Source organism: Sinomonas sp. ASV322, assembly GCF_030908245.1.
In the GTDB taxonomy this organism is placed as follows: Bacteria; Actinomycetota; Actinomycetes; order Actinomycetales; family Micrococcaceae; genus Sinomonas.
This window is the reverse complement of sequence record NZ_JAVFJJ010000002.1, coordinates 120,552-146,594: the sequence shown is the minus strand read 5'-3', so window position 1 is coordinate 146,594 and position 26,043 is coordinate 120,552. Positions and strand designations below refer to the sequence as shown.

General features: G+C 70.2%; 1 protein-coding gene (cut by a window edge). It reads left to right on the top strand.

All coding sequences use genetic code 11. From position 1 onward, the window contains the following. Positions 1-26,043, top strand: the 3' portion of a protein-coding gene (locus tag RBS12_RS03305) for a hypothetical protein (protein ID WP_307964639.1). 8,385 nt of this gene lie to the left of the window's left edge; 26,043 of the gene's 34,428 nt are visible here — the last part of the coding sequence; the start codon falls outside the window, past its left edge; its stop codon occupies positions 26,041-26,043.

The window sequence follows — 26,043 nt, the reverse complement described above, 5'->3', positions numbered from 1 at the left end:
GTCAGCGAGCACACGGCGGCGCTCCTGCAGACCGGGGCCTCCGCAACCCTCACGACCGCGGGCGTCTCCCTCACCGCGCTCGCGAACTCCTACGATCTCGCGAAGGCCACGTCCAAGGCCGAGGTCGGCTCCGCGACGGGCGTCGGCGCGTCCGTGGCCCTCACGGTCCTCCCCGACAACACGGTGCGGGCGGGGGCGCAGGACGGCGCGACGCTCACCGGCGGGACGTCCCTCACGATCGACGCGATGGGCTTCCGCGAACTGCCGACGACGGCGGAGGGCGGCACCTCGGGCGGCACCGCGGTCACCCCGGTCGTGGCCCTCGTCGTGAGCGTCGGAGACACTGTCGAGGCCCGCCTCGGAACCCCAGCAGCGGGCGGGCCCGGCTACTCTGTCTCTGCCGGTGGCAGCGGCGCCGTCGTCGTCCATGCCACCCACGTGAACCGCATCTCGACGGTGGGCGACGCCGAGGCCGCGGGCAAGAGCACCGCGGTGGGCATCGACGTCTCGGTCAACGCGGTCGTCAGCTGGAGCACGACGGCAACGATCGCACGGAACGTGAGCGCCGCGTCCGTCGATGTGCTCGCTTCCTCGGAGATCACGAGCGAGGCGAAGTCGGTCGCGAGCGCGAAGGGCTCGAGCGACTCCGACAGCCAGAGCGGCGATTCGAAGGCCAACGAGCAGGCCAACGGCAGCAACCCGAACACGCAGTCCACGAAGTCCTCGACCGCAGGCATGCCGTCCTCGTCCGGCGGCACGAACGGCTCCAACGGCGCGACGGGCGCGAACTCGCAGTCGAGCTCGCAGTCCGGCAGCTCGGGCGGCGGGACCGGCGTGGCCGCGGCCATCGGCGTCAACTGGGTCAACGCGACGACGTCGGGCAGCATCGCGGCCGGCGTGACCGTCACGGCGACAAGCGGTGCGGTGTCCGTCCAGGGCCTCATGCTCGCCGCGGCGACGGCGCGGGGCATGGGCAGCGCGATCGACTTGCAGAAGGACACGGGCGTCGGCGCGGCCATCGGCCTCAACGTCCAGATCCTCACGACGACGGCGACAATCGGCGCGGGCGCGCACGTCACCGGTCAGACGGGCGTGACCGTCAAGGCGGGGACGCCCGACTCGAAGCACAACACGTTCGTCATCTGGGGCATCTCGGCGGGTGCCGGCAACAACTCGGCCGGCGTCGCGGCGTCCGCCGCCGTCCAGATCCTCCTCCTGACGACGACGGCGTCCGTCGGCGCGGGCGCCGTCGTCTCCGCCCCGGCGGGCGGCATCACGATCGCGGCCGCGGACAACGTGATCTTCCAGAACATCGCCCTCTCGGGCGGCTTCTCGAAGGGCAACGGCACCGCGATCGGCGGCGCCATCTCCGTCAACTACTTCGAGATCACGACCAAGGCGTTCGCCGATTCGTCCGCCGCGACGCCGACGTCGCTCGACGCGTCCGGCGCGATCTCCGTGACCGCCGCCGAGAGCCTCGCGGGCCAGGAGCCCGAGACGCCGCTCAAGGGCAAGATCACCCTCCCGAATGTCACGAATGTCGCGGCCGGCGGCGGCGCGAGCAGCGGCGGCGCGGCCGTGAGCGGCTCGTTCGTCATTCAGATCTTCTCGATCGACACGCAGGCGTATCTCGGCGCGGGCGCGAAGGTCAACCAGACGATCGGACTCGGCGGGACTGGGCAGTCCCTCACGGTCATGGCCACGGGCGGCTACACCCTCATCGACTTCGCGGGCGCGCTCTCGCTGTCCAAGAGCTCGGCCGCCGTGGGCCTCACCGTCATCGTCGACGTCTTCAACGTCAACGCCGCCGCCTCGATCGGCTCGGGCGCGCTCGTCACCGCAGGCGGGACCGTCACGGTCGACGCCGAGTCGGCGGAGAACATGACGGAGGTCTCCGTGGCGGGCGGTGTGTCCGGCAGCTCGGCCGCCGTGACCGGCGCCGTCGTCGTCGTCGTGCTCAACCAGGGCGGATCCTCGCCCAAGGTGACCGCGCTCATCGGGGCCGGCGCCTCGGTGACCGGCTCGGGCGGCGTGGCCGTCACGGCGTCCAAGACCGGCACGGTCAACCTCGCGGCGGGCAACCTTGCGATCGGCGGCGGCTCGGCCGGCGTCGGCGCGTCCGCCGTCGTCGTCGTCCGCGACTCGACCGTTGACGCCTCGGTCGGCGCGGGCGCGACGGTCCACGCGGGTGGAAGCGGCCTCGTCGTCTCGGCGACCCAGGACGCGCACTACCTCTTCCTCGCCGTCGGCGGCGCGGGCGGCAACTCGGCCGGCGTCGCGGGCTCCGTCGTCGTCAATGTCACGGGCGACACGACCAAGGCGCACATCGACGCGAGCTCGACGATCACGCAGGGCACGTCGACGGCGGTCCTCGCGCAGGACACGACGACGGTGTTCAGCCTCGCGGGCGTCCTCACCGCCGGCGGCACGGCCGGTGTCGGCGCGGGCGTCGACGTCGAAGTCCTCACGAAGGACACCGAAGCCTGGATCGGCCACGCGACGACGGTTTCGGGCAGCGGCAACCTGAGCGTGGACGCGATCTCGAGCGAGAAGATCACGTCGGTCTCGGTCGGCGGCGGCTTCGCCGGCACCGCGGCGGTCAACGTCAACGCGGCGGTCCCCGCGATCAGCATCACGACGAAGGCCTACCTCCAGGACGGCGCGGCAGCGGGCGACGGCGTGACCGCGACCATGGGCGGGACCGTGCGCGTGAACGCGGACGAGGCGCTCACCGCCAACGTGATCGCGGGCAACATCTCGGCGAGCGGCACCGCCGCCGTCGGCGCCGCAGTCGCCGTCCCCGTCATCACGAAGGAAACCCACGCGTGGATCGGCAACTACGCCGTCGTGAGCGGCGCGGGCGCGACGGGCGTCGACGTCGCGAGCGGCTCCTACACCGTCACGCCGCACGATCCGCGGTTCGCGCCCTCGGACATCGCCGGCGGAACCACCATCCACGTCGACGCCCACGGCTTCGCGAACGGCGACCAGGTCCAGTACGACGCGGGCTACGGCCTCCCGATCAGCCCGCTCGTGCAGGGCGGCCAGTACTACGTCAAGGTCATCGACCCCAACCACTTCCAGCTCTACTCGACGCCGGACCTGAGCGGCTCGCCCATCACGCTCTCGGGCGGCACGGGCGAGAGCCACCGGGTCTTCAAGACGACCGAGGCGAACGTCACGCAGGACCAGACACCGCGGTTCAACCCGGACAACGCCGTCAACCTCGGCACGAACTCGATCCACCTCCCGTACACGCTCGGCACGATCAACGACAACGACGCCGTGGTCTACTCCTCGGGCGGCGGCGCACCGATCGGCGGCCTCGTCGACGGCGGCACGTACTACTACAAGGGCGTCGTCGGCGGCTTCCAGCTCCTCGACAAGCCCTCGGACAAGGGCGGCCACGTCATCGCGCTCGGCGCCGGCTGGACGGGCAGGTCCCACAGCCTCGCGCGGCAGGGCGATGCCCCCGCGGGCGACGCGAGCGCGATGGGCCCGCGCGACATCGCGAAGGGCACGACGACGGGCTTCCGCGGCGTCGCGGTCACGGCCAACAACTCCGACAGCGTCGGCGCGTTCGGCGTGGGCCTCGGCTTCTCGGGCACGGCAGCTGTGACGCTCGCGGGCGCCGTCGCCGTCGTCACCGTCCACACCTCGGCACACATCGGGCAGAACGCCAAGGTCAACTGCGGCGCGACGTGCGCGAGCAACGTGGCCGGCGCCGACGCGGGCCAGTCCGTCCAGGTCTCCGCGGCCAACCAGTTCTACCAGCTCGGCATCGCGTTCACGCTCGCGATCGCGGGCTCGGCCGGCGTCTCGATCCCCGTGGCCGTCCGCGTCGTCAACCTCGACACATATGCGTACATCGGCACCGGCTCGACCGTGAACGCCCGCAACTCGATCTCCGTCACCGCGGACGGCAAGGACACGATCCTCTCGTTCGCGGTCGGCGCGGGCGGCGGAACCGTGGGCGTCGCGGGCACCGTGGCCGTGACGGTCCTGACGGTCCACACGTTCGCGTGCACGGGCACGCCGGGCGGCAGCGACCTGTTCGCCTGCACGGGCAACGGCGCGACGCTCTCCGCAGGCAACAACGTCGTCGTCGCCGCGACGGACGCGACGAAGCTCCTCCTCATCACGGTCGCGCTCGCGGGCGGCTACGTGGGCGTCGGTGCGGCGGTCGGCGTCGCGAGCCTCACGAAGCAGGTCCGGGCGTACCTCGGCGCGGGCAGCACGGTCGACGCGTTCGCGCAGGGCGCGCCTCTCGCGGGCGTCCCGGACGGCACCCTGACCGGATCCCAGAGCTTCTCAGGCGTGATCGTCCACGCAGGCTCGAGCGAGAACGTCTTCGGGCTCGTCCCCGCGATTGCCGGCGGCTTCGTGGGCGTCGCGGGCGGCGTGCAGGTGACCCTGCTGACGACGTCGACCGTGGCCTCGATCGGCGGCTACAGCTCGATCAACACGGTGGCCAATGCCGCCGCGGGCGCGGCGACCGTCCAGGGCGTGAGCGTCACGGCGACCGACGCGTTCAAGTCGCTCACGATCGCGGGCGGCGCGGCTGGCGGCTTCGTGGGCGCAGCGGGCGGCGTGGACATCGGCACGGCCAACAGCTCGGTCCTCGCCCACATCGACGGGCCGTCGACCGTCAAGGCGCTCGGAAACGTCGAGGTGTACGCGCTGTCGACGAAGGACGTCAGCACCTTTGCCGTGGCCCTCGGGGTCGGCGCCGTCGGCATTGCGGCCTCGGTGTCGGTGTGGAGCGTCGGAACGACCCCGACGTCGACGTACTACGACAGCAACGGCGGCAACGACCGCGGCGCGTGGAGCTCGTCCACCACGTACAACAAGGGTGACGTCGTCACGTTCAACGGGACGCAGTACACGGCGACGTCCGACATCGCGGCCGGCGGCTCCGATCCGACGGTGGACACGGCGCACTGGCGCGGCCCGTCCGACGCGATGAGCGGCAACGCCGGCAGCAGCGTCACGTCGGCGGGCAGCACGGCCCAGGGCGGCGGCGCGGGCGGCTTCCAGAGCCACACGCTCGACGGCACGACGGCGGGCTCCGCGTCCCCGTGGAGCTCCGCGACCGCGTACTCGAGCGGCCAGCTCGTGACGTTCGGCGGCAGCACCTACTCGGCGACGACGGACATCGCCGCGGGCGGCGCTGACCCCGCGCACAACTCGGCGTGGCGCCTCGACTCCGGCACCGAGTCGTCGACCAATGCCCGCCTCTCCTCGCGCCTCCTCGCGGTGAACTCCCAGATCTCCGCCGCAGCGCCGTCGTCGAACCTCGGGTCCCTCGCCCTCAGCACCGCCCCGACGGGCGGGACAGCTGCCACGATCGACGCGAGCGTCGACGCGGGCGGGCACGTCAACGTGTGGGCCATCGATCGGCTCCACGTCCTCGGCGTAGCGGGCGCCGGCGCGGCTGGCCTCGGCGGGCTCGGGGTCTCAGTCCTCGTTCTCAACGTGAGCAGCGCGACGAACGCGGGCATCGGCGGAACCGCGACCATCAAGGCTGGCGCCGGCGCCGGCGGCAACGTGAGCGTCAAGGCGCGCATGGACGACGAGACGGTCACCGGGGTCGGGTTCGTCGGCGCGGCGGGTGCGGTTGCGATCGGGGCGCAGGTCGTCGTTATCAACGACTCGAGCACGCAGAACGCCCACATCGACTCGAGCACGAGCGCCTCGACGCTCATCGGCACGGTGACCGGCCAGGGCGTGACGCAGGCGGGCGGCGGCATAGACGTCGCGACGTACGCCAAGCGGACCGCGAACAGCTACGCGATCGGCGTGGGCCTCGGCGGGGTCGCCGTCGGCGTCTCGGCCGCCGTCGTCAACGTCACGGGCGGCGCGAGCGCGACGGTCGGGAACATCGCAGTCGGCGCGGCCGGCCCGGTCGACCACCTCAACGTATCGATCAGCGACAACGCGACCAACGACCTCCTGGCCGTCGCGTTCCAGGCCGGCGTCGGCGGCGGCTTCGCGGGCGACCTCGCGTTCGTGACCCTCGGCGGCACGGCGAGCGCGTCGAGCGGCGCGCACGGAACCCTCGGCGCGGGCGGGCTGAGCGTCACGGCCGACGGCGTCCACACGGCGACGGCGAAGACGCTCAACGTCGCGACGGGCCTCCTCGCGGTCTCGGTCACGGTCGCACGCGTCAGGAATTCGCGCTCCACGGAGGCCCTCGTGGGCCCGACCTCCGCGATCACGTTCAGCGCGCCCGCGCCGTTCCTCGTCAAGGCCACCGCGAGCAACTCGGCGACCGCGACGGCGCCCGGCGGCGGCGGTGGCGGCGTCCAGGTCACGGTCCTCCTCGCGTTCGCGACCGTCTCGGGCCACACGACCGCGGAAGCCGACGGCTCGGCGTCGAACGCCACGACGATCACGGTCCAGGCGTTCGCGGACAACACCGCGACGGCGAGCTCGACGACGATCGGCGTCTCCGTCATCGGCCTGAGCGGTGGCGTCGCGACCGCGGACATCACCTCGGACGCGAAGACTGAGGCCACGATCGGCTCGGGGGCCTCCCTGAGCGGCAACGGGGCCGTCCTCATCGAAGCCGGCACTCGCAACGCGGGGAACCAGGCCGTCGCGACCGCAACGCTCGGCACCTTCGGCGGTGTGGCCGGCGTGGCCGTCCTCGTGGCTGCCGCCCACGACAACGGTGCCGCCCGCGTCCGCATCTACGGCGCGGTCACGACGACGTCGACCGCGACGACGCCGGGTGCGGCGGCGATCGGCGTCCACGCGAGCGGCACGAACCTTGCGACCGCGGACATCCTCACGATCACGGTGGCCGGCGCGTTCACCGGCAGCGGCAGCATGACGTTCGCAGAGGTTGGCTCGAGCGCCGCCGTCGAGGTCCTCGGCCAGTCCGGCGGCGCCCTCAATGCGAACGGCCTCGTTGAGGTCACGGCGACGTCGAACAACCACGCCGAGTCGAGCACCGTGCTCGGCGCGGGCGGCTTCGCGGCCCTCGGAGTCTCGGTGCCCACGGCCAAGGTCGACGGCGGAACGAACATCCACCTCGGCGGCACGTCGATCACGGGCACGGCCCTGACGGCGACGACGAAGAGCTCGAACCTCGCCGAGGCGACGACGAAGGCCATCACGATGGGCGCGATCGCCGCGCAGATCGCGTCCGCGAGCGCCACCGTCGGGACCAACGCGACGACCGAGGCGGGCATCGGCTCGGCGAACGTCGGGACGGGCGCGATCACGGTCACCGCGACGTCGACGGACACCGCGACCGCTCAGTCCAGCGGCGCGTCCGGCGCGGCGCTTTCGGTCCAGGTGTTCACGCCGGACGCCGAGATCCACGGCTCGACGCGCGCGTTCATCGCCGCGGGCAGCACCGTCGTCGCCGGCGCGCTCACTGTCTTGGCGAACGCGACGCCGAGCGCGACGGGCACGGCCAAGATGCTCGGCCTCGCCGCGATCAGCGGCACCGGCGCGACCCCCGTCGCCAATATCGACGGCACGACCGAGGTCTACATCGGCGGCAGCAGCAGCGTCTCCCTCGGCACGGGCACCGCGGACCTCGAGGCGACCCGGAACGCGAACGCGACGGTCACGAACGTCGACGTCGCGGTCACCCTCGTCAAGATCGCCTTCGTCGATCTCGAGGCCACGACCGCGGGAACGATCGCCGCGCACATCGACGACGGCTCGACCCTCACCGCCGGCAGCCTCATCCTCCACGCGGGCGGCACGAGCACGCCGACGGCCACGAACGGCCCGTCCGGCAACATCTCGGTCGGTCTCGCGTCCGGCGCCTACGTCAAGACCCACGCGACGGATTCCACGACGGTCAAGGCGTACGTCGGGCCCGAGGGCGCCGCCGCGGACACGAGCCACCCAACGACCGTGACAGTGAGCGGGACGGGAACCGCGGCGTCGGTCGTCGCGAGCCTCACCTCGGCGCCCATGGCCTTCACGGACATGATCAGCGTGAGCCTCGGCTTCAGCCTCGTGATCGTCACGGAGACGACGACGTCGGCCCCGACGGTCAAGGCGTTCCTGGGCGGCTCGGCCAAGGTCAGCGCGACGGCTGGCACCGTCGAGTTCATCGCCTCCACGAACGCGACCGCGATTGCGGACGGACGCGGCATCGGCGTCTCCGCCGGCCTCGCCGCCGGCGCGACGACATCGACGTCGGAGTTCACCCCGACGGTCTCGGCCTTCACCGTCGGCGGCGGCGAGCTCCACGGCACGGGCGTGACTGTCTCGGCCCGGCTCAACGTCGACAGCGCGGGGCACGCGATCCGGCCGTCGGTCACGCTCGCTGGCGACTCCACGCCGTCGACCGTCGACCCGGCGTACGCCCGGGTGCGGCTCACCGGCATCGGAGTCGGCGCCGGGGTGACCGCGGCGAGTGCGACGGCGACGAGCAAGCCCGAGGTGTCCACGACCGTCGCGAGCGGAACGCTCCTGAGCGGCCCGGGCTGGGTCAACGTCGCGAGCGTCGCGTTCAACTCGGCGACGGCCGCGGCCGACAGCCTCGCGGTCGGCGTCGTCGCGGGCATCGGCCTCGCGCAGCCCACAGCCGAGACCGGCGGCCACGTCAAGACCGATTTCAACGGCACCGCGACCGGCGTCACGACCGTAACCGTCGGCTCGACCGTCGATTCCTCGGCGGTCGTCCACGGCCACGCGGCCGGCGGCGGCCTCGGCGCGGGCGTCACGGATGGGACCTACTCGGCGACGACGGACATGGGCGTCTCGGCCGGCGTCGGCGGCACCATCAGCGGCTCGAGCGACGTCTCGGTCCAGGCCCTCGAGCGCAACTCGACGACCGCGGACTACAGCGCCGTCTCGTTCGGCGGCCTCGCAGCGGTCGGCACGTCGACGGTCAACGCGACCGACTCGTCGTCCGTCGCGGCGAATGTCACGGGCTCCGTCACGAGCGGCGGGACGCTGTCCGTCCTCGCCTACCACAACTTCGACGGCAGCAACTTCCTCACGGATCACCTCGTCGACGCCTCGGGCAGCGCCCTCACGGCGGCGATCGGGCTCGCGGTCTCGAACAACAACCTCTACGCGAAGGCCGCGTCAACGACGACGGCGACCCTCGCCGCGGGCGGCACCCTCGCCGCTCCCGGCGGCGTCATCAACGTCCAGGCCATGGGCGGCAACTTCGCCAAGTCGAAGCTCAAGAACGCGGGCGGCGCGATCCTGAACGTGTCCGTGAGCTCGAACCCCGACGCCGAGGCCTCGGGAACCACGACCGCCTCGATCCTCGGCAACGTCCGGGTGCTGAGCGGCGCGACGAGCGGGCCCGGCGCCGCGACGCTCAAGGTCCTCGCGAAGGGCAACGACACCGCGGTCGCGGGCATGGACGAATCGGGCGGCGGGCTCCTGTCCGTCACGTCCTCGACGTCCACGAGCCACGGCACGCCGAGCGTCGGCGTCGTCCTGGGCGGCTCGACGTCCGTGATCCGGGTGACCGGGGACATCTCTGCCCAATCGGTGGGCCTGACCGACTCGGACGCGAGCACGAGCAGCGCGACGGGCGGCGCGATCAACGTCACGACCTTCAGTGCGACCGCAACGATGAACCCGACGTCGACCGCGTCCGTGACCGGCGGCGCGAGCATCAAGGCCGCGGGCGCCATCACGGTCGATGCGTCGGCGAACCCGCCGCTGCCACCGGCCTCGGACGGCACGTTCGACGGCGTGACCGGCGTCAACGACGCGGCGGACACGATCACGTTCACGGCGAACCACAACGCCAACACAGGCGACGTCGTGACGTACGATGCGCAGGGCCACCCGGTCGTCCCGGGCCTCACGGACGGCGCCCAGTACTCCGTCATCGTGACGAGCCCGACGAGTCTCCAGCTCGGCGCGGTGTTCACCGGCGCGAATGTCAACTCGGCCACGAACGTGATCGACTTCGGCCTCCGCCAGCACCATCTCCACGAGGGCGACGTCGTCGTGTACTCCGCGGTCCCGCTCGGCGCGGGCGGGGTCACCTCAGACGTGGGCGGCCTCACGAGCAACACGCGCTACCGGGTCCACGTGCTCGATCCGTACCGGATCAAGCTCCAGCCGATCGGCTTCACCTCGGCGAGCGTCGCCGTCAACGCGACGAGCGTCAACGGCGGCACGGGGCTCATCACGGCCACGAACAGCTTCAGCAACGGCGACTTCGTGACCTATTACCAGCCCACGCCTGCCGTGACCTTCAGCTCGGGCCAGGTCAACGTGGTGTGGGACGGCGGGGCCAAGAAGTGGGTCGTCGCGTCGGGCGGCGACGTGAACGATGTCTACTTCGCCGTGGAAGACCCGTCCAACCCGGGCACCTTCCTCGACATGGGCTTCAGTACCGGGACGCGCGTCTACTACGCCCCGAAGTCCGGCAGCACCATCGGCATCGGCGCGGGCTACTACTACCTCATCCGGGTCAACGGCCAGGAGTACAAGTTCGCCGACTCGCTCTGCCACGCGACGGGCCTCGCCGGCGACTGCGGAACGTCGTCGAACCAGGCCCAGGTCGCGCTCACCCTCGCTCCGGACACGTCGGTGGCGGGCAAGGCCGTCGTCCAGCAGCTCTGGCGCGACCTCAACGCGCCGATCAGCGGACTCCAAGACGGCCACGGCTACTTCGTCGTCGGCTGCCCGAGCACCGGCTGCACATCGTCGTTCTCGCTCGCCAACAGCGCGGGCGGTGCCGCCAACACCTACGCCCTGGATTCCGCCCAGACCGGTGGCCTCCACACCTTCGCCCGCGACGGCATCAACATCTCGGCGCCGACGGTGCCTGCGGGCGTCGCGGACGTCTCGAACCTCGTGTACACGCTCGTCGAGGACATCGCCCCCGCGAGTGCCGCGGGCGCCCAGCGCCTCCACGGCATCGGGGACAACATCCCGTTCGGGGCGACGAGCGGCGATCAGGTCGTCTCCGCGTCGGCCACGGGCGGCGGAGGCGGCGCGATCTCGGTCTCGACGGCGGCGTCCCTCGTCCAGGTCACGTCGACCGTGGGCGCGACCGTGGGCAACGGCGCAATGCTCGACGGCGGCACGGTCGTCGTGACGACGCACGGCATCGTCTCGGGCAAGACGGTCTCCTCGAACGACAGCGGCGGGCTCATCTCGGTCAACTCGGCGAGCGCGGACACGCACCTGTACATGGGCAACGCGATCCTCATCGACACGAACGCGACCCTCAACGCGGCGCAGGGCGTGACCGTCTCGGCCAACTCCGAGCTGCACCCGACGATGATCGCGTCCTCGAGCTCGGGCGGCCTCTTCGCGGGCGGCGGGTCGGGCGAGACGATTCTCGCCGACTACTCGACGACCGTGACCGTCAAGGGCTCCGTGACCGCGGGCACGGCAGCGACGATCGAGTCCCACACCGCGGTGTACGCATACGGCAAGGGCACGGCAGACGTCGGAGGCCTCGGCGTCGACGGCACGACGAACCTCGCGATCCGCGTGGGGCGTGTCGACGGTTCGTGGATCCCCGGATCGGCGGCGGTTGCGACGACGCAGACGACGATCGGCGGCTCCGTGACCGGACGCTCGGTGGCCGTCGGCTCGTACGTCGACGCCCTGCGCCTCACCGGCACGTCGAGCTCGAAGGCCACGGCGTTCGGCGCGAACTCCCAGGCGACGACCGCGGTCGACGTGAGCGGCCTCACCCAGACCGTCCTCTCGAGCGGCGCAGCGCTCACGGCGAGCGTCTCGACGGCTCTCAACGCCGAGTACCGCGGCATCAACATCGACAGCTACGCGTCCTCGACCTGCCACTGCTTCGGCGGCCGCACGTCGCCGACCGCGAGCTCGGACATCAGCACGACGGCCCAGGTCGCGGGCATGAGCGGCTCGACCATCACGACCTCGGACCTCACGGTCACCGTCGACCAGCTCGTGGACCACTACCTCCGCCACACCGACCGCAGCGGCGGCTTCCTCGACTTCGGCGGCTCGGACAGCGGAGGCGGCAGCCAGAACTTCAGGCGCTGGATCTTCTGGGAGTCCACCGTCATCATGCTCGGCGAGCCGAATCCGTGGGTCGAGGTCGACGCCGCCGGCAACGTCACGAAGCTCGTCAACGCCACCGTGCGCGACCTGAACGGGCACGTCTTCACCGACGATCCGTTCAACAACATCCACACGGTCGGCCAGCTCACGGGCTCGCAGTTCAGCGTCGACGACATCCTGTACAACCACGGCGCGAACGCGCGCTTCCTCGCGAACGTTCCGACCAACATCAGCGGCGGCAGCGCGCCCCTGGGCGAGATCTGGGGCGGCCTCGGCCAGTTCCAGTTCCAGCAGACGTGGAACTACGTCAAGCTCATCAACGGCTCGAACCTGAACATGATCGTCAACAAGATCGACGTCGTGAACACGCTCAACCCGCCCGTTGTCGAGGTCCGCGTCCAGAAGATCGACGCCGGCACGGGCCACAGCGTGAGCGGCCTCAGCCCCCCGAGCCCGGGCCCGGGCCCGAGCTTCGACTTCGACATCAAGTACACGTTCCCGCCAACCCTCGTCCTCATCAAGAACACGTGCGCGTACACGTGCGCCGGCCAGAACCCGTTCATCCGGCTCGACAACTTCATCGAGAACCCCATCGGCACGACCGACGTCGAGAATGCGAGTGGCGACATCCTCGCGGGACCGCTCGGTGCAGTTGCCACCAAGGTCATCCGCACCAACATCCTCACGCTGTCCGCCCCGCACGGGAACATCGGCCACCAGGCCGCCCAGCACCCGGTGCCCGGGACGCAGGACGCGGAGCGCAACCCGATCGCCGTCGAACTCGTCCGGTACCAGAGCGTGGACGGCGCCTACCACGACCCGGTCGTCAACGCCGACGCCGGCGGAGACCTCGTCCTCGACCTCACCGCAAACCGCCGCACCGACGAAGCGCTCGGCTCCGCGTTCACGGTGACCATCAACCGCCTCACGGCCGGCAACGACCTCGACGTCGTGGTCAACGACAGCAAGAACGGCAACGACCTCGCCACGAACGTCCTCGTGACGGTCAACGCGTACACGCCCGCGACGAGCAACTACCACTACGTCTTCCCCACGGGCTACAACCCTGCCCTCGGCGCGGACAGCGGCCCGATCGGCTCGACGGTGTCGAACCCGGGCAGCGGCCAGTACGAGACGCACTACGAGCCGGACACGGCCGACCCCAACCTCGAGCGGATCCTCCGGGCCTTCGGGACGACGACGTCCACGCTCGACTCGGCCTACGTCTTCGCCGAGGCCCGCTCGGGCGACGATCTCGACGTGTGCCACGTGTCGACGTCGTCCGCCTATGCGGCCCAGGAGCCCAAGTACTGCGCGACGACCGCGATCAATGACGCGACGCACGTCGTGAGCGCGGCGACGCCGACGACCACGGTGACGTTCACCATCAACACCGACGTCGCGTGGACGGGCGGCTCGCCGAAGGGCACCCCGGTCAACGACCCGAGCATGTTCGGCGGCTACCTCGCGGCCGACGTCGCCCAGATCTTCCTCACGACGAACGGCAAGATCACCGCGACCGAGCTCGCGGGCGACATGCTCGTGGGCCACATCGACTCGACGCAGAACGACGTCGTCCTGACCTCGCCGCAGCGCATCCTCGACGCGAACAGCCAGCCCTCGATCGACGTCACGGGCGTCAACATCACGATGACGGCGGGCACGGGCGGCGTGATCGGCGGCATCGGCGTCCCGAGCGACTTCCTCGAGATCAACGTCGACGTGCTGCGGACCAACACGGGCGTCCTCACCGCGATCGACACCGCGTCGACGAACACCCGCGGCGTCTTCGTCACCGAGATCGGCGACAGCAACCCGGCCACGACCGACGACCTGCGCATCCACCTCGTCCGGACGCGCGGCGACGTCTCGCTCGCGACGGTCAAGGGCTCGGTCATCGACGCGAACGGCCCGTTCGGGCAGACGGCCGCTGAAGTCATCGGCAACACGATCGACATCAAGGCCGTGGGCGGATCGATTGGCGCGGCCGACGGCACGAACGACCTCGACATCTCCTCGGGCCGCTTCACGACCCCGTGGAGCACGGCGTCGACCACCCCCGCCGCGACCGTGGCCTTCGAGGCCGATACGGGCGTCTTCGTCACAGAGATCCCGGACACCGTCGATCCGAGCGACCTCGGCGCCCCGGCACCGATGAACGTCGTCCTCGCGCGCACCTTCACGGGCAACGTCCGGCTCACGGTCGCGAAGACGAAGGCGCGGGGCGAGGACCTCAACCTCCTCCCGTGCGCGGCCTCGACCGCGGGCGGGCGCCAATACTGCAGCCTCCTCTTCGTCGAGAACGCCCCGCGGACGACGGCGAACGGCCAGATCCAGCGCGGCCTCATCCAGGCGGACCAAGGCTGGGTGCTCCTGCGGGTGGCCGACAACGTCACGACCGACGGCTACAACGCCGCCGGCGGAGGGTCCGTCGCGACCGACGCGAACCCCGCGCTCGTCGCGAGCATCCGCGCCGCCCAGTGGATCGACATCTACGGCGACTTCGCCAACACCGCTCCCGGCTCCGCCCTCGGCATCCTCGACCCGGGCTGGGGCACGATCATGCACCTGCACGGCGAGCTGTGGTCCGGCACCGCGCAGACCACGAACGGCACCGCGGTCTTCGCCGGCACCCAGACCAACGCGTGCGTGAACCTCCTCGACAAGGACGGGCACGCGTGCAACCTCACGCGCATCTTCGGCAACACCGATTCGGACATCATCAGCCTCGACCAGACGTACCTGCGCAACATCACGCGCGTCTACGGGAGCAACACGCCCACGCCGTTCGGCTCGTACGCCCCGTCCGGCGATGGCGAAGACTTCATGTTCGTCAACCAGCTCCAGACCATGGACGTCGCCGACGGCATGACCCTCACGCTCGACGGCCAGTCCGGGTCGAACACCTACGTCATCAACACGACGGGCAGCCAGCCGTGCTTCGCAGGCGACCCGACCGGCTCGACGTGCCACAACTACGTCATCAACGTCCTCGACACGGGCGCCCCGACGGACGGCCAGAGCACCCTCATCGTCAACGGCTACGACAGCCCGCTCTCGGGCTACGACGCCCACGGCAACCCGTACCCGACGGACGACATCTTCCTCCTGCGCCGCTCGCGCTTCATCGCCTCGACGCCGACGTCGAACACGGCGGGCGAGCGCGCCGACGATCCCGGCTTCGTGGCCCTCCTGCACGGCCAGCTCGGCGCGCGCACCCCGCTCTTCACGGGCAACCTGAGCCTGTGCTTCACCGCCACGGGCTGCGGCGCCGGCACGGCTCCCGGCCGGACGCTCATGGGCGCGCCGGTGGGCACGTTCGCCCAGACCCTCGTCGGCCTGCGCGTCCACCTCGGCGGCCCGACGGCCGGCGTGTGGACGGGCGACTACACCGTCGCGAGCGTCGACCCGAACGGCACATGGATCACGTTCGCCGAGACCCTACCGGTCGGCGTCTCGCTCACCACCGAGCAGGTTCCGACGTCGAATGTCGCTCTGGCGAACGTCACCGTGAGCCTGCTCTCGAACGACGTCACGACGTCGGACCCGACCGGCAACCCGGCCATCCGCACCCAGGCCTACGAGCGCATCAACTACGACACGGGCATCCGCGGCCGCCTCGTCGTCAACGGCCTCGGCGGCAACGACGTCTTCGCGTCCGACGACGTGACCGTGCCGACGACGCTCGACGGCGGCACGGGGAACAACACGTTCCAGATCGGCCAGATCTACGGCCGCCAGCGCGACGCGAACGCGTTCTCCTCGAACCTCGGCATCTCCGCCGACGGCATCACGCGGGACACGAGCGGCGGCGACCTCAACCCGCAGGACGTCTTCGCAACGGTCGCGACGACGCGCGGCTGGGTCTCGCGCGGCGCGTCCGCACCCCTCACCGCGGTCGGGGGCGGCGGCGACAACCTCTTCACCGTGTACTCCAACCAGGCCCCGCTGCGCCTCGAGGGAGTCAGCGGCAACAACCAGTTCGTGGTCCGCGCGTTCGCGCTCGCCGAGGTCCGCACGGGCCACGGCCTCCCGGCCTCGATGGGCGGCAAGAGCTGCACCGATCCGAGCGTGACTCTCACGGACGCCGAGCGCGCGACGTGCGACATCGTGTGGATCAACGCGGCCGACCAGATCGCGATGCCGCGCCTCACGAGCGGCTTCTCGACAGCGGCCGAGAGCGACATCCGCACTGGCTCGGGCCAGAACCAGGTCATGTACAACCTCAACGCGCCGGTCTCGATCGACGGCGGCACGGGCTTCAACAAGGTCGTGATCCTCGGGACCGAGTTCGCCGACCACATCGTCGTGACGGCCAAGGCCATCTACGGCGCCGGCATGTCCGTGAAGTACACGAACGTCCAGCTGCTCGAGATCGATGGGCTCGAGGGCGACGACACCATCGACGTGCTCTCGACCGCGCCCGGCATGGTCACGCGCGTCATCGGCGGCCTCGGGAGCGACACGATCAACGTCGCGGGCGACGTGGCCGGTGACGTGTTCGCCCTCAACATCGACGGCACGAGCAGCACGGTCAATCACGGAGTGGTCTCGACGGACCCGAACTATAACGGGATCGTGGCCGACGGCGTCCCCGTCACCGTCGCGCGGCCGGGCCAGGGCCAGGTCGTCATCACCGAGAGCGGCGGCTTCACGGCCGTCTACGAGGGCGGCTGCTACCAGCTCAGCCCGACGTCCTCGACGTGCGGCACCGCGCCGCCGCTGCCCTCCATTGACTCCTACACCGTCCATCTCGCGGCGCACCCCGTGTGCGCGGGGCTGAGCGACGCCCAATGCAAGGTGTACGTGACCGTCTCCGCTGCCTACCCGCTCTCGGCTGCGCACGCCCAGCTCACCGTGGGCAACCTGCCCGACGGCGCCCCGATGGGGAACGACGGCGACACGATCCTCGTCGCCGCGAACCTCACCGGCAGCGCGCTCGCCGACTTCTACCGCCAGATCGTGCTCGGCGGCGCGTCGAAGGCCGTCTCGAACCGCTCGCTCGTCCTCGTCTTCGATGGCACGAACTGGAACGCGGACCAGACCGTGTACGTCTACGCCGTCGACGATCATCACGCCGAGGGCACGCGCGTCCTCACGGTCAACCACTCGGTCATCAGCGCCGACCCGAACTTCGACGGCGCGATCGTCCGCAACGTCGAGGCCACGGTCTACGACAACGACCAGGCCGACATCCTCATCGGCCAGACCGACCCGACCACGGGCCACCTCGACAACGGGACGACGGTCCTCGCCGGCACGACCGTGACCGAGGTCTCGGACCAGATCACGGTCCAGCTCGCGATGGCACCCGCGGCGGGGCAGACCGTCGTCGTGCGCCTCGTGCCGGGCGACAACATGGTGTGCCTGTCGAGCGCCGACACGCGCTTCGCCGTCGCCCAGGGTGCCGCGTTCAGCGACCCGACGGCGTGCGGCGCGAGCCCGTACGTCTACACCGTGACGTTCACGAGCGCGAACTGGTACCAGCCGGTCATCGTCACCGTCCACGCCCGCAACGTCCTCGCCCCGATGGATCCGCACAACACGGCGATCATCATGTCGATCGATCCGTCCACGACCGACGCCGCGTACCTCGCGGCGGCCTCGCGGATCCGGGCGCGGGTCGACGTCCAGGTCATCAGCGACAAGACCGCCGGCGTGTTCGTCCAGCAGCGCGACGGCAGCACGCTCGTCCAGGCCTGCGGCAACGCCGCGTGCACGATCCCGGGAACAGGCGCATCGTACACGCTGCGCCTCGACTCCGCGCCGACGGCCCCGGTCACGATCTTCGCGCTCACCGACGGGCAGGTCGACGTCGCGACGTTCGGCGGCGCGAACTACGCGGTCTACGGCGGGCAGCGCGCGGCGCAGGCGTTCACCGGCGTCATCAACGCGTCCGGCTCGACACTGACCCTCGGCAACGGCTCCGATCTCGGGAACTTCCTGAGCGATGGGTTCCAGATCGGGCAGAAGATCCGGATCAGCGGCACCGGGACGGCCGACGACGGCGACTACCAGATCCTGGGCCTCACCGCCTCCTCGATCACGCTGGACCGCCCGCTCCCCGTGGCGCGAGCCGATTGGGCCAACCCGTTCGTGGGCGTCGTCATCAGCCAGCTCCAGGACGCGGGGATCTTCACGGGCACCGCGGGCCACACGCTCACCTACAACACCGCGACCGGCGCGCTGACCCGCGACGACGGCACGAGCTGGCTCAGCAGCGGCTTCACGGAGGGCATGGTCGTCAAGATCTCCGGCGACGCGAACTTCTACAAGATCCAGTCGTTCGGCTCGGCGAACGGCGGGACGCTCAACGTCCTGTACTTCACGAGCACGGCCAAGCCCGCCGCCGTCGCCCCGCTCGGGACCGTGACGCAATGGGCCGCGGCCTTCACGTTCACGCCGTCGAACTGGTGGATCCAGCAGACGGTGAACCTCGTCGCGGACGTCAACTGGGTCGTCCCGGCCGGCCGCGCGAACCTCGTGACGTTCCCGAAGCAGGCCCACCGCCTCGACCAGATCCGCGGCCCGCTCATGGTCGACGGCGGGGACACGGCCGAGGACCGCTCGCTCCGGGCCGCGATCCTCCTCCCGGACGAGGGCAACACGCCGCCGTTCCGCGTGGCCGCGCAGCCGCCGGAGTGGCAGCAGATCGACACGCTCAACGTGTACGACGACGGCGCGCGCGAGAACCTCACGGGAACGCTCACGTCCACGGCGATCACGGGCCTCAACATGGGCCCGGACCTCGACTTCTCGTACCTCGCGGACCCGGTCACGCACCGTCTCCCGTGGGGCGAGCCGCTCACGTTCCCGGGCGGCATCAGCTACGGCGACATCTCGGTCGACCCGAACACCGGCAAGTTCTCGATGGACAACTCGCTCTCGACGATCGAGGTCCTGAACATCATGCTGGGCCAGGGCAACGACAACTTCACCGTCAAGAGCACGCTCATCCAGGGCGGCGACATCGACCCGATCACGGGCCTCCGCGGCCAGGTCGCCCACCATGGCGGCATCACGGCCGTCCAGGGCGGCGGCAACACACCGCTCCTGCTGAACGGGACGTTCGGCGTCACGACTGTCAGCGGCAGCCAGGGCTTGGTCCGCCTGGACGGCCTCGCGTGGTCCGGCCTCGGCTTCCGCGCGGGCCAGCTCGTCGACGCGCCGGACGGCCACCTCTACACCGTGACGGGCTTCGCGAACAGCGGCAGCCCGGGCAGCCTCCCCGGCGACGTCATGCTCCTCGCGGGCTCGACCACGCTGCCCGCAGGCCCGCTCACGGGCCAAGTGTCGGTCGTCGACGAGCTCAACGCGGGCAACGGCGCGCTCCGCACGCCGCTCCCGGCAGGCTGGGCGCCGACGCAGAGCATGCTCAGCATCGTCGCAGGCAATGGCATCTACATTGCCAACAGCCAAGCGTGGCAGGCCCTCGGCTTCCGCGCGGGCCAGCAGGTCTACATCCCGGGCGTCGGCGTCCGCACCATCGTCCAGTTCGCGAACGGCACTGTTCTGAATGCGAACGGCACCCCAGCTGGGGTCACCCTCCTAAACGCCGACGGCAACCCGTCCGACGGCGCCATCATGATCGTCGACGGCGCGCCGCTCACCCCGGGCCCCCTGGCCGGCGTCGTGAGCGCCGTGAGCCGGCTCTGGGTCGCCGGAAGCGGTTCGATCACGCCAACGTCCGACGGCGGCGTTGTCGCCTTCGCGGGCCTGCCGGCCGGGGCGCTGGCCGGCTCTGGCCTCAAGGTGGGCACACTCGTCCGCATCGACGGCGTGACGGGCTACCGGATCATCACGGCGATCGATGCGAACGCGGGGACCATCACGGTCAACGGCGGCGCGCTCGTGGCCGTCACCTCGTGGGCCGGCGTCGTGAGCGCGGTCCGCATGGGCGGCGACACAATCACCGTGACCGGCGGCGGCGGGCCCGCCTCGCCGCTCGTCCTGTACGGAGACACGTCGCAGGACGGCGTCTGGTACGGCGGCGATCCGACGCACCTCACGCTGCACAACTTCGGCCCGAAGCCCATGCCGCACATCGAGAGTGCGAACGTCACGCTCGGCCTCTCGAGCGACGGCCACACGGGCACGATCACGCTCAACTCGTGCGGCGGGGCGTGCACGGGAAGCGGCTCGTTCCTGAGCGACGGCTTCGCCGTGGGCCAGGAGCTCGCGCTGAGCCTCGCGGTGCCGATCGTCCAGACCGCGTCGATCCTGCGCAGCACAGACCGGATCACGCTCGCGTCCGGCACCTGGAATGCCGCGTTCACGACTGGCATGCAGATCACGATCTCGGGCGTCCCCGGCGTGTGGACCGTCACCGGCTTCGACAGTGCGCGCCAGACGATGCTCCTCAACGGCCCCGTCATCGCGCCGATGCCGTGGCAGACGCTCACCGTGACTGCCGTCTCGCAGTACGTCGGCATCGTCAAGGCCGTCACCGCGACCACGATCTCCGTCAACCTCGTGCTCTCGCTCGCTGACTTCCCGGCCGGTCCCGCCTTCCCGGTCACGACGCCGGGTGCGACGACGACGGGCGCCTACAGCGTCGTCGTCCTCAACCGGGTGGGCAACAGCGCGCCGTTCTTCATCTTCCCGCTCGCGAACCCGTTCCGATTCAGCGGCAACAACGTCATCGACGCGCACGCGCTCTCGGGCCTCGACGCGAACGGCAACCTCGAGAGCATCGGCGTCACGATGTACGGCGGCGCGGGCGACGACATCCTCATCGGCTCGCAGACCGGCGACCAGATCGCGGGCGGCTCGGGATCGAACACGATCTTCGGCGAGCGCGGCGAGAACATGATCTACGGCAGCGCGGGCTTCAACGTCGATCTCATCACCCGCGTCCTCACGGTCGCGACGGAGGGCAACGGGCCTGCGGGCTACCCGATCGCGCAGTTCCCCGACCACGACCCGCTCAAGGCCGGCCCGTCCCTCATCTACGGCGCGGGCCCCGGAACGCTCCCGGGCGTCAACGGGACGACGATCGGCCAGGACGACAACATCATCTTCGGCAAGTTCGGCCTCATCACGCAGGACGTGTCCGGAGCGCGCGACACGACCAAGCCCGTGCCCACGAAACTCCAGAAGATCCAGACGACGCTCCTCACGGGTGGCCTGGGTGCCCCGTACACCGAGACCGACGGCGGCATCGGCGTCCTGAGCGTCGACTCGAAGGCGCTCCAGAACGGCGCCGACGACTGGATCTACGGCGGCCGCGGCCGCAATATGATCATCGGCGGCCCCGGCAACGACGCCATCCAGGGCGGCGGCCAGAACAACATGATGTTCGGCGACAACGCCTCGATCCAGCGCACCTACGGGAACTGGACCAACGGCCGCTTCCAGTCGCTGTGCGGCTCGCTCCTGTACAGCCGCTCCGACCGGGTCAACCCGTGCGGCGGCACGGTCGACGCGTACAACTCGGGTGCGCTGCTGACCAACGGCATCGCCCAGAACTACCGCACGACGAATGATGTCCCCTGGTGGGCCGAGTACAAGGTGTCCAACCTGTGGCAGGACATGGACGCGGACAACGGCCTCAAGTGGCTCGGCTCGTGGGGCAACGACTACATGGCCGGGGCGGGCGGAAGCAACGTCATGCTCGGCGAAATGGGCGACGACACCATTCAGGGCGGCGGCTCGATCGACTGGGTCTCGCCGGGAAGCCCGACGTCGAAGCTGCAACGCGTGGGCGCCTTCCGCGGCCCGACAGGCTGCACGGGCGTTCCAGGTTCGCTCGTGTGCGACGCCGTGGGCGCACTCACGGTGTACCCGTCGGTGGAGCGCGCCACGGATGGATCGAACTACATCGAGGGCAACGCCGGCAACAACGTGATCTTCGGCGGCATGGGCCAGGACGACCTCGTGGGTGGCAACTCTGACTTCTACAGCCTGACCAACCCGTTCCAGCGGCCGTCCGGAGGCAGCTACTCCGTGACTTACGACGCCTACGGGAACCCCACGTACGTGCCCAAGTCCTCGGTGGTGGGAGACCTCGGCCACAACTTCATCTTCAGCGGCGCCGGAACCGAGCTCGCCGAGGACAACGAGGTCGGGCACATCGGCGGCCTGAACACGACCAACCAGCAGCTCGCGGACGGGACGCTGCCGATCGACGTCCACTCGCGGAACGCGTCGACCATCGTGGCCTCCAACGGTGACATCATCCGGATCGTCGGCGTCAATGGCACCGACACGTCGGGGTGCCAGGCCGCGACGGCAACCTCCGCCGCGGCGGACTGCCACCTCCTGCTGAGCAACCCCGACACGATGCGGTACGTGACCTACAACTGGGACAACTACGACCTGTCTCGCTGCACGCTCGACGCCTCGGGCAACCCGATCTCGTGCAAGTACAACGCCAACGGCCAGCAAGTGGTCCGCGGAGTGAACCTCCTCGACTACACGGCGGGCGGCCCCGACTTCCGGCCCGATCTGTTCTTCCCGCCGAACACGCCGGGCGTGTGCAGCACGTCCCTCACCCAGCCCGTGTGCAGCCCGATCCTTCCCACGGCCCACAGCATGCTGTGGGATCAGCAGCTGGCCGCGTGCGCGCCGACTCTGGACGCCAACGGCAACCCCGTCTACAACCCGAACTGCCACATCTACGACATCGGCGGCGTCACCGAGATCCACGGCGAGTCCGGGGACAACCAGATCTACGGCGGCCCGGGTCGGGGCATCATGTACGGCGGCCCCCAGGATTCGCAGATCATCGGCGGCTGGGGGGACAAGTGGATCTCCGGTGGCACCGGGAATGACACGATCCTCGGCGGGGACGGGCGCATCTTCAAGAGCCGCAACAGTGCCGTGGGTGTGAGCTGGAACGGAAGCGCGTGGGTCGCGACCGGATGCGCGCCGAACAGCGCGGGCTGCTACTCCGAGCCGCTCTTCGGCGTCCTGACCCTGCTGCCCGTGGACCCGAACCCGCGCATCTCGAACGGCAACGTGCTCGATGAGTTCATCTACACGCCGGGCATGGTGCAGCAGGCCACGATCAACCACAAGGGCGCCATTGCGACCGCCGTCGATGAGACGCCGTTCAACCTCACCCCGCGCGCCTACGGGGCACCGAGCCTGTCCTACCGCGCGAACAACTCGCAGAACGTGATCTTCGGCGGCCTCGGCGACGACTCGATTCACGGCGGTCCGGGCGATGACGCCCTGAGCGGCGCCGACGCGTTGCCAGAAAGCTACATCCAGGCCTTCGACGCCAACGGAAACCCGGTCGGCGTCGTGCGTGTCGACTACAACCACCCGTGGAACCCGGGCAACATCCTGCAGTTCGGCGCACCGCAGAACCCCTGGCACTCCAACCAGCACGTGGCGAGCCGGCTCGGCCAGTTCGCGCTGTACGACGAATACGACCCGCGCCGCATCATCCTGTTCAACCCGGACGGCTCCGTGTGGAAGTCCGGCCCACCGCCCAAGAACATGCAGTTCTTCCTGAACAACGATGCGACCGTCGGAGATCCCGTCAGCTCCTGCACCGCGTACGACAACCAGGGCAACTGCACGCAGACCAGCATCGTGCCGTCGAGCGGAAACGACGTCATCTTCGGCGACCTCGGCAACAACTGGATCGTGGGCGGCACGGGCAACGACACCCTGTATGGCGGCATGGGCAACGACCTGCTCCAGGCCACCTCGGACCAGACTCGGGGTACCTCGTACGGCCTCAACGACATCCCGCGGGGGGCGAACTCCGCCTACAACGAGCGCGCCTATGGTGGCGGCGGCCTTGACACCCTCATCGGCGACAGCGGCGGCGACCGCCTCATCGACTGGGTGGGCGAGTTCAACAGCTACATCGTGCCGTTCGCGGCGTTCGGCATGCCGACCGTGAGCCGGCAGGTCGAGCCTCAGCTGCCCGAGTTCCTGTACGCCCTCTCGCGCTCGCAGGGCGCGGACCCCACACGGGCCACCGACGTCGGCAGCGACCCCGCGCGCAACGGCGAACCGTACGGGGAGCTGGGCTTGGTCACGCAGGAGGACCACGGCCTGTGGCAGCAGCAGACCGGTGGCCCGACTCAACCCCAGGCGGGCAACCTCCCCGGCGGCAAGCGCGACGTGCTGCGCTCGGCCGACTTCTCCGCCGGCACCATGCAGGGCTTCGCGGTGGACACGGGTTCGTTCCAGATCGCGAACGGCCAGCTCCAGGTCGCCGCGGCGTCGCTCGGTCAGGACGCCAACGCCGTCTGGTACACGAACCAGTACCTGCCGAACTACTACGAGCTCCGCGCCCAGATCTCCGTCCAGAAGCCGACGGCTGGATGGAAGGCGAACTCGTTCCTCACGTTCGACTACTGGAGCCCGACCGACTTCAAGTTCGCCGGCATCGACGACTCGATCAACAAGATGGTCATCGGGCACCGCGACGCGAACGGCTGGTGGTACGACGCGCAGGGCTCCGTGACCGGCTCCCTCTCGCCCGGCACGTTCTACGATCTGCTCGTCGCCGTCAACGGGACAGCTGTGACCGTGACAATCAACGGGACCAAGGCGTTCTCGTACACGTTCGGCCCGAGGGTCCTGTCCGACGGAACCCAAGTGGGACTCAACCAGGGCCTCATCGGCTTCGGCTCGAACGACTCGCAGGGCGTGATCGTCAACATCGCCCTCCAGGCCATCCCGCCGCAGTTGTCCTTCGACCGCACGAGCTACTTCGACAACGGCGCCGCCGACTGGTTCACCGGGGACCAGACGGGAATCTGGAACGTCGCGTACGGGCGCTACGGAACGGTCGCGAGCGGAACGCCTCTCGTGTCCGTCGCGAGCTACACGCCGCAGGGCCAGCTCCTCGACCCGGTGTCCAACGTTGAGATCTCGAGCGTGCTCAACACGAGCGGCGTTGCGGGCCTTGTCTTCGACGAGTATGCGGCGAACGACTTCAAGCTCGCGGCCCTCGACGTCGCGGGGCAGCAGGTGATCGTGGGCCACGTGGATCCGCGCCGCGGCTGGGTGGTCCAGCAGGCCTTCCCCGTCGCGCTCACGGCCGGCAAGGACTACACGCTCGACCTCGTCCTCAAGGGGACCGCCGTCACGGTGACCCTCAACGGCAGCGTCCTCGGCACCTTTGCCTACTATCGGGCCCTGGCCGACGGCCGGGTGGGCGTGTTCGCCCAGTCCGGTTCGGCGTCATTCGACTCCTTCCACTTCCTCACGGACGATCCGCTCTTCACAGGCGCCGCACCGCCGTCGCCCACCGTCTCGATCGGGGACGCGGCCGTCACCGCCCCGGCAAGCGGAACGACGACGGCGACGCTCACCATCGCGCTTTCGGCCGCCCCGACGAGCTCGCTCACCCTCAACTGGACGACGCTCGACGGCCCCGTGGCCACGGTCGCGGCGGGCGACTTCCCCTCGCAGTCCGGCACTGTGACTGTCGCCGCCGGCGCGACGACCGCGACGATCACCGTGGTCGTGAACGGGAGCGGCAAGTACGAGCCGACCGAGTTCTTCTGGGTACAGGTGTTCTCCGTGGCCGGCTACGACCTCGCGCGCGGCTTCGCGGCCGTGACCATCACGAGCCCCTTCGCGGCGCCCGCCGGGACGACCACCACGACGGCAACACCCACCGCCACTGCGACCAGCGCAAGCTCCGCGCCCGCCGTCGCCCCGGCCGCCAACACGACGACGAGTCCGTCGGGAACAAGCCCGCCTGCGACGTCGACGGCGTCGACGTCCTCGGGCGCCACGAGCCCGGCAGCGGGCAGCGCGACGACAGGCACCACGAGCGGCCCGAGCATCTCTGCGGTCCCGGCGTCAGGCGGAAGCCAGGTCACGTCGGCCGGCGGCGTCTACTTCCGGGTGACCGGCGCCAACAACCGGGACTTCTACCAGGTCATGGTGGTGTGCACGGTCAACGGGGCCGTCGTCTACAGCACGGCACTCACGGTCGTCATCGGCGCCGACGGGACCGGCCGGACGTCGACGATCTACCCGCCCGCGGGCAGCTCGTGTACGGCATACGTGCAGATTCCTAAACAGATCGACCGGCCGAGGACGGTCAGCCAGACAACCTTCACGGTGACGTAG